The sequence below is a fragment of the Nonomuraea deserti genome (assembly GCF_004348685.1).
Lineage (GTDB): Bacteria > Actinomycetota > Actinomycetes > Streptosporangiales > Streptosporangiaceae > Nonomuraea > Nonomuraea deserti.
In genome coordinates, this window is the sequence record NZ_SMKO01000110.1 from 1 (window position 1) to 14,686 (window position 14,686).

The window sequence follows — 14,686 nt, forward strand, 5'->3', positions numbered from 1 at the left end:
CGGCCTGGCCATCGGACTCCACTGGCCCTTCTGCTACCAGGGCTGGCACACGCAGCTGGCCGACATCTACGCGCACGCCATCGAGGTGGCCGATCGCACCGCGGCATGGGAGGACAAGGCCCAGCTCACCAGGACCTTCCGGAGGAGGAACGCACCCCCGCCGTACGGCGCGCGCTCCACCACTACCTGACCACCCTCTGGATGGCCAGCACCCTCCTCAACATGGATCCCGTGGTGCGATGCCCCGTCGAGTTGCCCGACATCGCCTTCAAGGACGCGGCCGAGGCGAGACGATGGGTCCAGGACGAGCGGGACAACCTGCTCGCCGTCGCGCGGCAGGCGCTGGCCGGCCCCGACCCGGCGACCGCCATCGGCCTGGCCATCGGACTCCACTGGCCCTTCTGCTACCAGGGCTGGCACACGCAGCTGGCCGACATCTACGCGCACGCCATCGAGGTGGCCGATCGCACCGCGGCATGGGAGGACAAGGCCCAGCTCCGCAGCTTCCTCGGTTGGGCCCACCGGGACCAGGGCCGCTACGATGCCGCGATCGCGCAACTGCAGACGGCTCTCACCGACTGGGATCGCGCGGGGATGCCCCGAAGGAAGGTGGGAGCCCTCAGCAACCTCGGTGTCATCCACACGATCGTGGGACGTCTCGACGACGCGCTCGCCTACCTGGAGTCTGCTCTGACGCTCAACGACGACGCCGAACGCCCTGGGGCCCTGCCTGTGCTCCGCAACAATCGGGTGCATGTCTATTACCGGCAGGGGCGTTTCGACGAGGCGATCGCGGAGGCACGCCAGTTGGTGGAGTTGTGGCCGAAGACGGACCCGCTCGCCGGTGCGGGTTCGGCACACGACTCGCTGGGCGACATCTACCTCCATGCCGGCCGGCTGACCGAGGCGGTGGAGAGCTACACGACGGCCGTGCGGCTGCTCGGCGAGTCGGGATACCACCTGAAGGAAGCCAGATCACGCTGGTGGCTCGGCGCCGCCCTGCACGGCCTCGAACGGCACGGCGAAGCGCGGAGGCAGTGGGCGGAGTCCGTCCGCCTCCTGCGCGACGCCCGCCTGCTCACCCCGCGGGAGGCGACCGAGATCCTCTCCCGGCCCGTGCCGGAAACACCCCAGCCGATCAAGAACATGCTCTGACCTCCATCCCGGCACGCGTCCCCAGCCGCCGGTGCCGAAGCGACGGCAGGATGTCCACCCGTATGCTGCGCGCACCGTGCGAAGCAGGGCAAGCACGCTGTGTCAGAACTGCGGGTCACGCCCCACAGTCACCATGTATGGAAATATGTGCGGGCAAAGTGCGTGAGGTGGCGCCCCGATCGGGATCAAGGCCTACGTGGGATGGTGAGCAGTGACTGGCTCGGGCATAGCAGGTGACCCGCACGTCGAGGAGAACTCGTCCGACCCACCGCTGGGGACCGCAGACTTCAAGCTGTTCTTCGCTGCCCGCACCACCTCTCTCCTGGGCGACGCCGTGCTCCCCGTCGCGATCACGGCCGCCGTGATCAAGGCAGGATACGGGGCAAGTGGCGTGGGCTATGCGCTCGCCGCGCTGTTGGCACCCTTCGCGGCACTGATGATCTTCGGCGGGGTGCTGTCCGACCGCTACGGCGCCCGGCGGCTGATGGTCATCTCGGACGCGGCCCGGCTGTGCTCCCAGACGGTGCTCGCACTGCTGTTCCTGCTGGGTACGCCGCAACTGTGGCACATCCTGGCGCTGCTGGCGCTGACTGGAGCGGGCAGCGCGGTCTTCCAGCCGGGAGTCGCCAGCATCATCCCACGTGTAGCCCGGGACGTGCAGAAGGCGAACGCCACCCTCCGCGTCTCGGAGTCCATCACCGCCGTGATCGGCCCGTCGCTGGCCGGCCTGCTGCTGGTGGTCTCCTCACCTGGAGCGGTGATCGCCCTCGACGCCTTGACCTTCGCAGTCAGCGGCGCCTGCCTGCTCCGGCTCCGCTCCGTCCCCATGGGCCCGGCCGGGCGCGGCGGCGAGTCGTCGTTCCGAGCCGATCTCATCGAGGGGTGGCGCGAGTTCCGGGCCAGGACCTGGCTGTGGAGCGTCATCGTCGTCTTCATGTTCTGGCAGCTGGCCGGTGCCGGCCCCACCATGACCCTCGGCCACAGCACCCTCGTCACCGACTACGGAGCATCGACGTTCGGCCTGGTCATGTCGGCCCTCGGGGCGGGCAGCGTGCTGGGCGGGATCATCGCCATCAAGCTCCGCCCGCGGCATCCGCTCCGGGCCGGCGCCTTATCCATGATTCTCTGGACGCTGATGCCGTTGGGAGTCGCTCTCGGCCTTCCCGCACCGCTCATCGCCGGATGCTACGCAGTCAGCGGCGTGGGCATGGCGTTCTGGATCGTCATGTTCCACACCAGCGTGCAGACACACATCCCGCAGGACGTTCTCGGCCGGGTGCACGCTTACGACGCGGCCGGCTCCCTGGTGATGAAGCCGATCGGGCAGGCGATGGCGGGGCCCCTGGCGGTCGTCGCGGGCACGGTGCCGCTGCTGTTCGTGTCCGCGGCGATGGCGCTCGTCACCTGCGCACTGCTGCTGTCGATCCCGGCCGTGCGCGACCTGCGGCGCGTGGAACGCTGAACCGCCCGCCCCCCGCCGGCGACGCCGGGGCACGCGTCGCTTGACCGCCCTGACCGACCTGACCGCCCTGACCGACCTGACCGCCCTGGCCGCGGCCGCCGGTATCGAGCTGGAACTGTGCGCCGAGGGGATCGTCCCCGCCGAACGCCGCGAAACCACCGGCGCCATGCCGTCCGGCAGCAAGATCGACCATCGCCCCTCCGCACGTGTGTCGCCGCACGTCAGCCGGTGAAGGGCTCGAGGACGAAGCGGCCCCACGCGATGAACGCCGCAACCGCGAGGTAGACCACGTTCAGCAGCACGAACGCGAACTCGCCGCGCCGACCGTGGGTGATCATGGCGCCGACCATCAGCAGGATCCAGCAGACGGCGGTCACCGGCACCAGAGCCGGTGCGACGCCGAGCGCGGCAGGCAGGATCAAGCCCACCGCGGCCAGGAGCTCAAGGACACCCAGGGTCCTGACAAAGCCGCCACTGACGTCCGCGGTCCATCCCCCGCCATGGAAGGCGGCCAGCTTCTCCTTGGGCACGAACGACTTGCTGATGCCACCGCTCAGCGCTACCAGGGCCAGCAGTCCGGCAGCGATCCACAGCGCGAGGTTCATCATGTACTCCTTGATCGAGGGTTGCCTACACCCTCTAGACGAGACAGCGGCCCCACCGGTGACATCTCCGAACCTCGCGCGTACGGTCTTCAGCGGGATCCCCGGCGGGGCGCATCTCGTGGAGGACATCGTGCGTCGAGGACATCGTGCGCCCGGCATGCGGGGCAGCTGCAGAGGCGTCCGATGCGCGTCGGGGTGGGTGGGTTACATGGTCGTCCCGCCCGAGACGTCCAGGCGGTGCCCGGTCACATAGCGGCTGTCGTCGGAGGCCAGGAAGGCCACCGCGTCGGCGACGTCCTCCGGCGTGCCCAGCCGGCCCAGCGGTGACTGCGAGGACAGCCAGGCCAGGGCCTCGCCGACCAGGCGTCCCTGATGCATGTCGGTGTCGATGACGCCGGGCGCCACGGTGTTGACCGTGATGCCACGCGGCCCGAGCTGCTTGGCGAGCGCGTGGGTGAGCACGTCGAGAGCTGCCTTCGACATGGCGTAGCCGATCGCCCGGGGCATGGCCGCGCCTCGCGTCAGCATCGTGCCGACGGTGATGATCCGGCCGCCGTCACGGAGCCGCGGCAGGGCGAGTTGCGTGACGAAGAACGGAGCGGTGGTGTTGACCGCGAACAGCCGTTCGAAGCCCTCCCGCGTCACGCCGTCGATCTCTGCCTGGTCACCGAGGAGGCCCGCGTTGTTGACCAGGATGTCCAGGCCGTCGGCGTGGGCGTCGAAGGCGGCCCACAACGCTTCGGCGTCTTCCGGCACGCCCAGCTCGGCCCGGATGGCGAAGGACTGCCCTCCTGCGGCTTCGATGGCCGCGGCCGTCTCCTTGGCCGCCGTCTCGTTGCTGCCGTAGTGGATGGCGACCCGGGCGCCCTCCCGCGCGAGCCGGGTGGCGACGGCCCGGCCGATGCCTCTGCTCGCGCCGGTCACCAGCGCCGTCTTGCCGGTCAGGGTTGTCATGCCGACCATGCCTTTCCGTCAGGCCTTGTAGGGGGTGGTGGTCCTGGCGTCGCGCAGCACGCGCGCCCACCAGGTCACCTGGTCGAGGAGGGTGTCGGCGGCCGTGGCGGGCCCGTGCGGGCCCTTGGGCCGGCCATCGGGGCCGAAGCAGTCCCCTGTGCCGTGAAAGCTGACCGTGTCCCGCGTGGTGACGGCGTGCAGTTCGGCGAAGACCGCCCGCAGGTGCTCCACGGCGCGCAGGCCGCCCGCCAGGCCGCCGTAGGAGACGAACGCCACCGGCTTGGCGTGGAACTGCGCGTTGTGCCGGTCGATCGCGTTCTTCAGTGCCGCCGGGTAGCTGTGGTTGTATTCCGGGGTCACCACCATGAAAGCGTCGGCGGCTTCCAACCGGGGAGTCAGATCGCTCAGAGCCGCGAGCACCTGCGCCGGTGGCGACATCGAGGGGGCCGCCGCGCCGATCGGCACCTCTGCCAGGTCGATCAGGTCGACCTCGAGGTCCGTACGGTGGGCCGCCTCGCCGGCGAACCACTTGGCCACGGTGGGGCCGAAGCGTCCATCGCGGACGCTGCCGACGATGACGGCCAGTCGCAGCGGTGTGTCGATCACGGTGTTCCCCTTCTCGTCTGCGCGGCCTCTCTCAGGGTCGCGAACAGCGTGTTCTCGGTCTGCGATCCGGTCGGTGGGGGCAGTCCCCCGATCAGGAAGACCGGGACGCCGGTGACGCCGAGCCGGCGTACGGGGTCGAGGCGGGCCTGCAGTTCGCCGGGCGGGAAGCCGTCCATGACGACGCCGATCTCGGCGGCCGGCCGGGCGAGCGTGCCCGCGTCGCCGATGTGCAGGCCATCGGTGAAGTGGGCGCGGAAGAGGCGCTCCGTCATCGGCTCGGCCTTGCCCTGCCGGTCGGCGTCCGCGATGCGGCGGGGCGCCTGGAAGGTGCCGGTCGCGATGGCCTTGCCGTACTCGATCAGCGGGCCTCCGTACGGCGTGCCGGGCCTCATGCCGCCGCCGTGGCGGGCTCGGCGGGCATCCGCTCGCGCAGCGGGATCTCGCGGATGAACCAGGCCAGGGCGAACGCGATGACGCCCAGGACGGCGGCGCCGGCGGCCATGGCGTGGATGCCGCTGGAGACGGCGAGCTGGGCTGCTTCGCGCACCGGCGGCGGGAACTGCTGGAGCGCCTGTGCCGTCAGCTGCTGCCCGGAGACGAGCCGGCCGCCGGCCTCGCGAGGCGCCCATGGTGTGCCAGAGGGTGACCGAGCCGCTGGCCGCTCCCATGTCCCGCGGCTCGGCGCTGTTGATGGTGATGATCGTGGTGCTCTGCATCAGGCCAGAGGCCCAGGCGTACTGGGTGCCTCCCCAGCTCGCGATCAGGCTCAGCGCCACCAGGGCGGCGGTCAGCAGGACCCCGCCCACATAGTCGATCTTCGCCTTGATCCGCCGCGGTTCCAGCCGTACGGCGGTGCCGATGAGCAGCAGGGCGGCGGCCCCGATGGGGATGTTGACGTGGAACGCCCAACGCCAGCTGAGCTGTTCGGTGAACAGGCCGCCGAGCAGGGGTCCGGCGATGAACGCGATGGGCATCATCGTCCCGAACAGCCCCGTGAGCTTGCCGCTGTGCCGGGGCGGCACCAGTTCGGCGATGAGCGCCAGAGCGCCCGCCATGAGCCCGCCGGCGCCCAAGCCCTGCACCGCGCGGAAGCCGACAAGTTGGATCATGTCCTGCGACATCCCCGACAGCCCTGACCCCAGAGGAACAGCACAATCGACGCCGTGTAGACGGTTCTGCGCCCGTGAAGGGCGCCGGGCTTTCCCCTGATGGGCGTCGCTGCGGCCATGCCGATCAGAAAGGCCGTGGCGACCCAGGCGAAGTACTCCAGGCCGCCGAGATCCGCCACGATCGCCGGCAGGGCGGGCCCGAGCATCATGCCGTCCAGCGGGGCCGTGAACATGCCGAGCATCACCCCGATCAGGCCCGTACGAAGAGATCGGTTCACGCTTCCTCCAATCGCGTACGACGTACCGGAAAATGACCCTAACCATTCAGGTACGATGTACGCAAACGGTGGGAGGGGGATGGGTGTCCGACGAGGAACTGATCAGCATCTGGATGCGCCCGGAACGGCAGGAGCGTTCCGGACCCGGGCGGCGGCCCGGCTACAGCAGGCAGCAGGTCACCCGGGCGGCCGTCCGGATCGCCGACGCCGAAGGCGTCGACGCCGCGACCATGCGCCGCATCGCCGGCGAGCTGGGCACCGGCGCCATGTCGCTCTACCGATACGTACCGCGACGCGATGACCTGTTCGACCTCATGATCGACATGGCGATGAGCGAGGTCGACCTCCCCGAGAAGCCGTCCGGCGACTGGCGGAGCGATCTTTCGCTGGTCGCGCACCGGACCCGGGCCGCGGGGCAGCGCCATCCCTGGCTGATCGGGCTCCTCTCCGGCCGCCCGACCCTCGGCCCGCAGCTCCTGCGCGTGCACGAGTTCGCCCTGGACGCCCTCGATGGGCTCGGCCTCGACATCGACGCGATCACGAGCTTCGTCGGCATGGTCGACGACTACGTCCACAGCGCTGTCCGCCGCGAGATCGGCTGGCTGGAAGAGGCCCGCCGTACCGGCCTCGACCCGGAGCGCTGGAAACGCGACTACATCGGCCCGTACGTGCGCCAGATCGTCGCGTCGGGCGCCTATCCCCTTTTCAGCCGATCGGTGCTGGAATCCAGGACCGCGCATCTCGCCGCCGGCGAGCGCTTCCGGCACGGGCTGGATCGCGTACTCAACGGGATCGGCGCGCAGATCGCATCAGACATCTCCCGGTGACACACCGGCTGCCGGCATCTGCGAGCCTTCGTGAATGTCAGCCACGGACCTACCGTGTCGACGCGGCCCGACCGGGGGCGGCCAGGCCGGACGGACGCGCTACGAGCGCCGGGCGCGGCTCAGCTGAGCGCCCTGCGCCTGACGGCGGCAAGGCCGGCCGCGACGAGGACGGCGGTGACGCCCGTCATGATCAGGATGGCTGTGGCCGTGAAGGGCTCACCGGAGACGACCATGGGCAGGTTGGGGTAGGGCACGGCGTACCTGGCGATCCAGTAGTCGATGCCGAGGATCGGGCCGAGCACCTCGCCGAAGAGGTTGACGAAGAGGAAGGCCGCCCAGGAGATCGCGGCCGCGGCGCGGGGGAGCAGGCCGAAGGCCAGGACGCCGGCCCCGGCCAGGACCCAGGTGGCGGGCACCTGCACCAAGGCGCCGGCGAGCACCTTGCCGGGCGCCCCCGCCACCAGACCCATGGTCAGCCCGGCGGCGGTGAGGATGAGGACGCTGCCGGCCAGGGCGAAGAGCAGGTGGCCGGCGACCCAGCGCGCGCGGGAGACCGGGGTGGACAGGAGGAGTTCGGCGCGGCCGGAGATCTCCTCGTTGCGCAGTCGCAGCAGGGCCAGCAGCGGGTAGAGGGCCGAGACGTAGCCGAGGCTGAGCGCGATCAGCCACAGGTAGGCGTCGGTCATGGTGGCCTCGGGTGAGGCGGTGTAGCGGTGGAAGAACTCCTCCACGGCGGCGCCCTGCTGGGCGACCTCCTCGATGGACGTGGCCAGGGCGCCCAGGACCAGCCCGGCGATGGCGTATCCCGCGATCCAGCCGCCGAGCAGGCCCCTCTGCAGACGCCAGGCCAGGCTCATGGGGCTGCGCAGCCGGTCGGAGGCGGTCGGGCCGGGACGTTCGGGGATCAGGCCGTGGCCCAGGTCGCGCCGGACGAGCAGCCGGTAGGCCGGCGCGAGGGTCGCGGCGGTGAAGGCGAGGCTGATCAGCAGCACCGCCACGTTGTCGTCCCCGTACGGTCGTACGAGGTGCGACCAGCCTTGCGGCGAGAGCCACTTCAGCGCGGCCAGGCCGCCGCCGTCGGCGACGAAGCGCAGCACGTAGCCGAGGCCCAGGCCGAGGGCGGCCACGCCGATCGCGGTGCGGGCGCTCTGAGTGAGCTGGGCGGCCAACGCGCCCATGCCGGCGAAGACCAGGCCTGCGGCGGTGATCGCGGCGCCGAAGGCCAGCGACCCGGCCACGTCGGCGCCGGTCGCGGTCATGGCGGCGGCGGTGAGCAGCCCGGCCAGGACGGCCGAGCCGCAGGTGACGGCGAGCGCTGCGGTCAGCGGCGCCAGGCGGCCGACCACGCCGGCGCCGACCAGTTCGGCGCGGCCGGACTCCTCCTCGCCCCGGCTGTGCCGGACGACGGTGAGGATCATGATCAGTCCGAGGATGGTGTAGATGGCGTCGGCGTTCTTCCAGACCGCCATGCCGGCCAGGGTGGCGGAGGGGATCTCCCCGGCGAACGCGGTCAGCGCCTGGTTCGCGGCCATCTCGCGGGCGAACGCGGCGATGTCGGGGATGCCGGTGGCGTACCGCTTGACTTGCCCGGCCGTGAGCGCGACGAGCAGCAGCAGCCAGAGGGGGACGATGAAGCGCTCGCGCTGGAGTGCGAGCTTGGTCAGGGTCCAGGTGCCGTTCATCGCTCCGCCTTCTCGCTCTCGTAGTGGCGCAGGAACAGGTCTTCCAGCGAGGGCGGGGTGCAGGTCAGGTCCCGTACGCCCACCCGGATCAGCTCGGCCAGCGCCGCGTCCAGCCGGGTGCGGTCCACCTCGAGGGCGATCCGGTTTCCCTCGATGCGTACCGCGTGCAGGTCGGGCATCCGGGCCAGCCCTTCGGGTGGGGAGGCCAGCTCGGCGGTGACCTGGCTGCGGGCCAGGCCGCGTAGCTGGGACAGGGGGCCGGCCTCGACCGTCCGGCCCCGGCGGATGATCGTGACGCGGTCGCACAGCGCCTCGACCTCCGACAGGATGTGGCTGGACAGCAGCATGGTCCGGCCGCGGGCCTTCTCCTCGGCCACGCACTGCTGGAAGAGCGCCTCCATCAGCGGGTCCAGGCCGGAGGTGGGCTCGTCCAGAATGAGCAGTTCGGCGTCGGAGGCGAACGCCGCCACCAGCGCGACCTTCTGCCGGTTGCCCTTGGAGTAGGTTTTGGCCTTCTTGCGCGGGTCCAGCTCGAACCGCTCCAGCAGGTCCGCCCGCCGGGCCCGGTCCAGGCCGCCGCGCAGCCGGCCGAGCAGGTCGATGACCTCGCCGCCGGTCAGGCCCGGCCACAGGTTCACGTCGCCCGGCACGTACGCCAGCCGCCGGTGCAGCCCGGCCGCCTCGCGCCACGGGTCGCCGTCCAGCAGCATCGCCCGGCCGCCGTCGGCCCGCAGCAGGCCCAGCAGGATTTTGATGGTGGTCGACTTGCCGGAGCCGTTCGGGCCGAGGAAGCCGTGCACCTCCCCGGCCCGTACGGTCAGGTCCAGGCCGTCCAGGGCCTGGGCCCGGCCGAAGGACTTGACCAGTCCCTCCGCTTCGATGGCCAGTTCCATTGCCGTCACGCTCCTCGTCTTGGTCCCCTTTGGTGCTGGTCAAGACGGTAGAAGCGGCGATCATCCGAAGGTATCGGGCATGTTCCCCTATTCGAGGCTCAGGCGGGCCAGCTCCGTCCGGGTGGAGACGCCCAGCTTGGGGAAGGCGCGGTAGAGGTGGTGGCCGACGGTCTTGGGGCTGAGGAACAGCCGCGCGGCGATCTCCTTGTTCGTCGCGCCCGTCGCCGCGAGCCGTACCACCTGCAGTTCCTGAGGGGTCAGCCGGGCCGCCGCGTCCGCCGCCGCGGGGGCGGAGCTCTCACCGGCCGCGCGCAGTTCGGCGCGGGCGTGCTCGGCCCAGGGAGCCGCGCCGAGCCGCTCGAACCGCTCCAGCGCCTCGCGCAGGTGCGTACGGGCCTCGACCTTGTGCCGCTCGCGGCGCAGCCACTCCCCGTACAGCAGCTCGGTGCGGGCCCTGTCGAATGGCCGGGCCTCGCCTTGCAGCTTCAGCGCCCGCGCGTACAGCGTGCCGTCCGCGGTCGCCAGCGCGCGGCAGCGCAGCACGAGCCCGTCCTCCCAGGGCAGGCGGGCGGCGGCGGCCCACTGCTCCAGCCTGGCCAGCGGCTCGGCGGCGCGTTCCGGGCGGCCGAGCCGCACGGCCGCCTCCACCTGGTCGGCCGCGAAGTGCACGCCGGGTCCCACGTGCCGGATCGGGCCGCGGGTGGCCGTCTCCAGCCGATCCAGTGCCGCCTCGTAGCGGCCGCGGCCGAGGTCAAGCAGCGCCAGCGCCCACTCGCACCACGCTGCCACGAGCGCGTTGGCGTGCGCCGGGAGCCGCTGGAGGTTGCGCTCGGCCAGTCGCGCGCCGCGTTCGTCTCCGCGGACTGCGGCCACATACGCCAGCAGCGCCTCGGCGTGGGCCGCGCGGCTGGGCTGGCCGATGTCCTCGGCGATGCGCTGTGCCTCGGTGGCGGACTGGATCGCGTCGCGATGGCGCCCGAGGTTGGTCTCGGCGGTCGCCAGCGTGCACAACACCGCCGGCAGCCAGCCGATGGCTCCGCTCGCGCGGCTCTGCTCCGCCAGGTCCGCCATGATGTCGCGGGTGTGGTCGTAGTCGCCGGTCAGCAGTGCCTGCAGCGCCACGTTGAGCCGTAGTCCCGGCGGCCCGCTTCTGCCCTGCGCGACGTGCTCGCGCAGCAGCGCCACGCCCTGGGCCGCCTCGGCCGCGTCGCCGGAGTACAGCTTCAGCGCCCCGCCGATGGAGTCGACGAGCCTGTCCCTGACCGGATCCTGCGGCAGTTCCGTGAGCATCCGGTGGGCCTGCGCCACCCGCGCGGGGTCACCGGCCGACCAGCAGGCCCGCGCCGCGTCCGCGAGCATCGACGCGGCGGCGTCCGCGTCGAGCGGCGCGACCTGGCGCGCTGCGGTGACCAGCACCTCGTGCACCGTGCGCAACGAGCCGTGCTCGAACTCCACCCGGGCCCGCACGGTCGCGATGCGTGCCAGCGCGCAGGCGTCCCCGGTGAGCCGCAGCGCCTGCCCGGCCAGGTGACGGGCACGATCCGGCAGTCCCGCGTCCACGGCGATCTCGGCGGCCAGGGCCAGCCGCCGCGCCCGTTCCGCCTCCTCGGAGGTGAGCCGGGCGGCCCGTTCCAGCGCCGCGACGGCCGTGGCGGGCCCGGATCGCCGGCGGGCCCGCAGGGCGGCCGCCTCCAGGTCCGCCGCCACCTCCTCGTCCGGTCCCGTGGCGGCCGCGGCCCGGTGCCAGGCCGCCCGGTCGGGGTCGCCGGCCAGCGCGTCCGCCAGCGCCGCGTGCGCGGCCAGCCGGTCGGTGAACGGCGCGCCCCGGTAGGCGGCCGTCCGGATGAGCGGGTGGCGGAAGGCGATCCGCTGCTCCCGCACGGTGATCAGTCCGCCGCCCTCGGCCGCCGCCAGCGCGTCGGCCGTCAGCCCGAGCCCGGCCATGGCGCGCAGCGTGGCCGCCAGCGCGCCACTCTCCTCCGCAGCCGCGACCAGGAGGGCGTTACGGGCCGGCGCGGGCAGTTCGGCGATGCGCCGCTGGTAGGCGTCCTGCAGGCGATGCGGCAGCGGCAGGGGCCCAGGGTCGCCGTCCGCGGTCGCGGGCAGTTCGAGCAGGGCCAGCGGGTTGCCGTCGGCCTCGGCCAGGACCCGGTCGCGTACGTGCGGGGGCAGGTCCGGAGCGTGATCGGCCAGCAGTGCCCGCGCGGCCGTCGGATCCAGCCGCTTGAGCTCCAGTTCGGGCACGCCCGGCAGGGCGGCCCCCTCGCGGGCGGCGAGCAGCAGGAACACCTTCTCGGCCGCCAGCCGGCGGGCGGCGAACGCCAGCGCCTCGGCCGAGGGCCGGTCCAGCCACTGGGTGTCGTCCACCAGGCACAACACGGGCCCGTCCACGGCCAGCTCCGCCAGCAGCGACACCGTGGCCAGGCCGACCAGGAAGCGGTTGTCGCCGCCCGGGGCGGCCAGCCCCAGCGCCGCCCGCAACGCCTCCGCCTGTGGGCCGGGAATGCCGGGCAGGTGCCCCATCGCGCCGGACAGCAAGGACTGCAGGGCCGCGAAGGCCAGCTCCGCCTCGCTCTCCACGCCCGTGCAGCTCAACACCCGGAACTCCTGGGTCGAGCCCGCCCACCGCAGCAACGCCGACTTGCCGCCGCCCGGCTCACCCAGGACCCGGACGGCGCCGCCCCGGCCGCAGGCGGCCTCGGCCAGGAGCCGGCCGAGTTCCCGCTGCTCCCGCTCCCGCCCATGCAACATCAGGCACTCCTTGTGCACTCATCCCGGGCCTGGTGGTGTCAACGCCGGGCAGCATACGCGTCCCGGCGGTCGGCGCGGCGCCTGCGCCGCTTCTTCCTCACCGCGTGGATGCTCGCCGCTGCTCGAACGTCGCCGGGGCCGCCGGAGTGTCTCCGAGGACCTGCAACGACTGCTTCTCCGGCCGCGAGCGGGCGATCGCCGCCATCATGAACGAAGACCGGCGATCGCGGATCGCCGCAGCCGTCACGATCCGCCGGGTCGCCCTTGGCCTGGGCCGCCTTGCGGGTCGCTGCGGAGGTCAGCGCCCGGACTCGGGCGGCGTCGTCACCGGCAGCGCCGGCAGGTGCTGTCCATCCTGCGTCTCGTCCGCGATCCCCTACGTGCCGGAGTTCACCGCCGGCGTTGCATGGACAGGGCCTGCCGCCAGTGCTCGGCCGCCTGGCCCATGTCGTGACCGAGGAGTTCGAAGAACTGGCTGGTGGTACGGAGCCGGTCGCCGGTGGGTGTGTCCGTGCCGAAGATGCCGGCGCCGTGCCGGGTGGTGTCGGCCCAGATCGCCATCGCTCTGGCACTGGCCGCCCACGTGTGGTACCAGACGTCCACGTCGACGAAGTACCGCACCCGGCGCGCCTCGCGCTCCCGGGTGACCATCTGTCTCTGCTCCAGCCACTTGATGGCGTGGGAGATCGTCGCCGGGCTGACGTGGAGGTGCCGGGCGAGTTCCGTGGCGGTCAGGGTCCCGGCCTCGCTGAGGAACAGCGCGGCGAACACCCTGGCGGTCATGGGCGCCATCCCGGTCTCGATCATGATGGCGACGAACTGTTCCTCGAACTGTCGGGCCGTGCGGACGCCACGGTCGTCGGTGGTGTGCGGAATGGCGGCGCGGGGAGCGCGCCTGCGGCGGCGGGCGCGCCAGTTCGTCGCATGTTGCGCGCGGGCCGCGCGGTAGCCGTGCGGGCCGCCGTTCCTGGCGATCTCGCGGGTGACGGTGGACCTGGACCGTCCCAGCCGGCGGGCGATCTCCGCGTAGGCCAGGCCGGCCGCCAGCCCTTCGGCGATGCGGCGACGGTCCTCTGCGGTCAACCGGCCTCCTGCCACGTGATCCCCTCCCCGGGCCGCGCGCCCACGGGCGACGCGCCACCTGGCCATGCTGTTGCACTCAGCTACAAACTCATTGCACCAGTACAGGGCTGTCCACCTGCACCTATGAGTTTCGCGAGTTGTCCCATCCCGGAACAGACCCTAGCGTTTCTCCAGATCGAAGAGGAGAGTCATCATGGGAAAGGTCGTTCTCGTCACGGGCGCCTCCGCCGGCATCGGCAAGGCCACCGCACTCGAGCTCATCCGCGCCGGCCACATCGTCTACGGCGCCGCGCGGCGCGTACCCAAGATGGACGACATCCGCGACGCCGGTGGACACGTCCTGGCGTTGGACGCACGCCGTCCGGAGGACCTGGAACGCGTCATCGGCACCGTCGTCGAGGAGCAGGGCCGCATCGACGGTCTGGTCAACAATGCCGGCACCGTCCTGCACGGCGCGGCCGAGGACATCCCCATCGACCTGGCGCGCGACCAGTTCGAGGTCAACGTCTTCGCCCCGGCCCGGCTGACTCAGCTCGCCCTGCCGTACATGCGCGAGCAGGGGTCCGGCACGATCGTCAACGTCTCCTCCATCGGCGGCGAGATCGCGCTGCCGCTCGGCTGCTGGTACTACGCGAGCAAGCACGCGCTGGAGGCCTACTCCGACAGCCTGCGCATGGAGGTCGAGCCGTTCGGCATCGACGTCGTGATCGTCCAGCCCGGAATCATCAGGACCGAGTTCGAGGACCGCACGGCGCAAGACCTGCGCGAGATCTCCGGCACGACCGCGTACGGGCAGATGGCCGAAGCCATGGCCAAGCGCGCCGAGTCGCAGTTCGGCGAGAACAGCCAGGGCTCCGACCCCGGCGTGGTCGCCACCGCCATCCGGCAGGCCATCGAAGCGGACAAGCCCGAGACGCGCTACGCGGTCGGCTGGATGGCCGGCAAGCTCCTGGAGCTCAACAGGACGCTGCCGGACCGCGAGTTCGACAGGCTCGCCATGAACGCCGCGAAGTAGGCCCCGCGATGCCGCCTCACCATGCCTGGGACCTGTAAGACACGGTCACCGCTCGGCGCGGAACAGCCCGACGCCCACGTCGATCCCGCCGAGATCAGGCGGGAGATCGACCAGCTCGCCGCCGGGTTCGGCGGCTCGCGTCAGGCAGCTGACGCGGCCCCGGTGGTTCGTGCGTGCTCGCGCTGGCGTGGATTGAAGCCTCCGGGGCTGCAGGGGAGCGGCGGCCCGGCCGGCGGGGCCGGACAGGGGAGAAGCGGTCACGCGTT

The 14,686-nt window shown here is 71.9% G+C and carries 16 protein-coding genes; 6 read left to right on the plus strand and 10 right to left on the minus strand.

The window, feature by feature from the left end:
• From E1292_RS51490 to E1292_RS31260, 4 genes are all read left to right on the plus strand, one after another.
• Window positions 1–190: hypothetical protein (locus E1292_RS51490; RefSeq protein WP_165974831.1), on the plus strand; the 190-nt coding region annotated here is incomplete at its 5' end.
• An 11-nt stretch (window positions 191–201) separates the two neighbouring features.
• Window positions 202–1,155: a tetratricopeptide repeat protein gene (locus tag E1292_RS31250; RefSeq protein ID WP_165974832.1), complete on the plus strand. Its 954-nt coding sequence runs from the start codon at window positions 202–204 to the stop codon at window positions 1,153–1,155.
• Between the two features lie 211 nt (window positions 1,156–1,366).
• A complete protein-coding gene (locus E1292_RS31255; RefSeq protein ID WP_220447148.1) occupies window positions 1,367–2,617 on the plus strand; it encodes an MFS transporter in 1,251 nt (416 codons plus the stop codon).
• A 40-nt stretch (window positions 2,618–2,657) separates the two neighbouring features.
• Window positions 2,658–2,849: a hypothetical protein gene (locus tag E1292_RS31260; RefSeq protein ID WP_132599420.1), complete on the plus strand. Its 192-nt coding sequence runs from the start codon at window positions 2,658–2,660 to the stop codon at window positions 2,847–2,849.
• On the opposite strand, the gene E1292_RS31265 is transcribed toward E1292_RS31260, so the two are convergent.
• The 5 genes from E1292_RS31265 to E1292_RS52935 form a co-directional block, all read right to left on the minus strand.
• Window positions 2,839–3,222, minus strand: a complete 384-nt coding sequence (locus E1292_RS31265; RefSeq protein ID WP_132599422.1) for a DoxX family protein — start codon at window positions 3,220–3,222, stop codon at window positions 2,839–2,841. The two genes, E1292_RS31260 and E1292_RS31265, sit on opposite strands and share 11 nt — an antisense overlap.
• A 204-nt stretch (window positions 3,223–3,426) precedes the next feature.
• Complete coding sequence (locus E1292_RS31270) at window positions 3,427–4,176, minus strand: SDR family NAD(P)-dependent oxidoreductase (protein WP_132599424.1); 750 nt, start codon at window positions 4,174–4,176, stop codon at window positions 3,427–3,429.
• 18 nt (window positions 4,177–4,194) lie between these two features.
• The gene (locus E1292_RS31275; RefSeq protein WP_132599426.1) at window positions 4,195–4,782 is read right to left on the minus strand and encodes an NADPH-dependent FMN reductase; all 588 of its coding nucleotides are present in this window, start codon (window positions 4,780–4,782) and stop codon (window positions 4,195–4,197) included.
• Window positions 4,779–5,891, minus strand: coding sequence for an MFS transporter (locus tag E1292_RS52930; RefSeq protein WP_165974833.1), 1,113 nt, complete (start codon window positions 5,889–5,891; stop codon window positions 4,779–4,781). Before E1292_RS52930 ends, E1292_RS31275 begins: the two co-directional genes overlap by 4 nt.
• A complete protein-coding gene (locus E1292_RS52935) occupies window positions 5,888–6,169 on the minus strand; it encodes an MFS transporter (protein ID WP_165974834.1) in 282 nt (93 codons plus the stop codon). The genes E1292_RS52930 and E1292_RS52935 overlap by 4 nt, the downstream gene beginning before the upstream one ends.
• An 83-nt stretch (window positions 6,170–6,252) precedes the next feature.
• Here E1292_RS52935 and E1292_RS31290 point away from each other — a divergent pair, with 83 nt between their 5' ends.
• Complete coding sequence (locus E1292_RS31290) at window positions 6,253–6,996, plus strand: TetR/AcrR family transcriptional regulator (protein WP_246090459.1); 744 nt, start codon at window positions 6,253–6,255, stop codon at window positions 6,994–6,996.
• Between the two features lie 119 nt (window positions 6,997–7,115).
• Here E1292_RS31290 and E1292_RS31295 read toward each other — a convergent pair whose 3' ends face one another.
• The 4 genes from E1292_RS31295 to E1292_RS31310 all read right to left on the minus strand — a co-directional run bounded on the left by E1292_RS31295 (window position 7,116) and on the right by E1292_RS31310 (window position 13,405).
• Window positions 7,116–8,678 (minus strand): ABC transporter permease, encoded by a 1,563-nt coding sequence (locus E1292_RS31295; RefSeq protein ID WP_132599432.1) that lies wholly within the window; start codon window positions 8,676–8,678, stop codon window positions 7,116–7,118.
• Complete coding sequence (locus tag E1292_RS31300; protein ID WP_132599434.1) at window positions 8,675–9,571, minus strand: ABC transporter ATP-binding protein; 897 nt, start codon at window positions 9,569–9,571, stop codon at window positions 8,675–8,677. The genes E1292_RS31295 and E1292_RS31300 overlap by 4 nt, the downstream gene beginning before the upstream one ends.
• 87 nt (window positions 9,572–9,658) lie before the next feature.
• Window positions 9,659–12,322, minus strand: a complete 2,664-nt coding sequence (locus tag E1292_RS55115) for a helix-turn-helix transcriptional regulator (protein ID WP_132599436.1) — start codon at window positions 12,320–12,322, stop codon at window positions 9,659–9,661.
• A 390-nt stretch (window positions 12,323–12,712) separates the two neighbouring features.
• On the minus strand, window positions 12,713–13,405 hold the full coding sequence (locus E1292_RS31310) for a GbsR/MarR family transcriptional regulator (protein ID WP_246090460.1): 693 nt from the start codon (window positions 13,403–13,405) through the stop codon (window positions 12,713–12,715).
• Window positions 13,406–13,598: 193 nt separating this feature from the next.
• On the opposite strand from E1292_RS31310, the gene E1292_RS31315 reads away from it, so the two are divergent.
• Window positions 13,599–14,420 carry an oxidoreductase gene (locus E1292_RS31315; protein WP_132599440.1) on the plus strand — a complete coding sequence of 274 codons (822 nt, stop codon included), beginning with the start codon at window positions 13,599–13,601 and terminating at the stop codon, window positions 14,418–14,420.
• A 45-nt stretch (window positions 14,421–14,465) separates the two neighbouring features.
• Here the strand turns inward: E1292_RS31315 and E1292_RS31320 are convergent, their stop codons facing one another.
• Window positions 14,466–14,681, minus strand: a complete 216-nt coding sequence (locus tag E1292_RS31320; RefSeq protein WP_132599442.1) for a hypothetical protein — start codon at window positions 14,679–14,681, stop codon at window positions 14,466–14,468.
• Window positions 14,682–14,686: the final 5 nt, after the last annotated feature.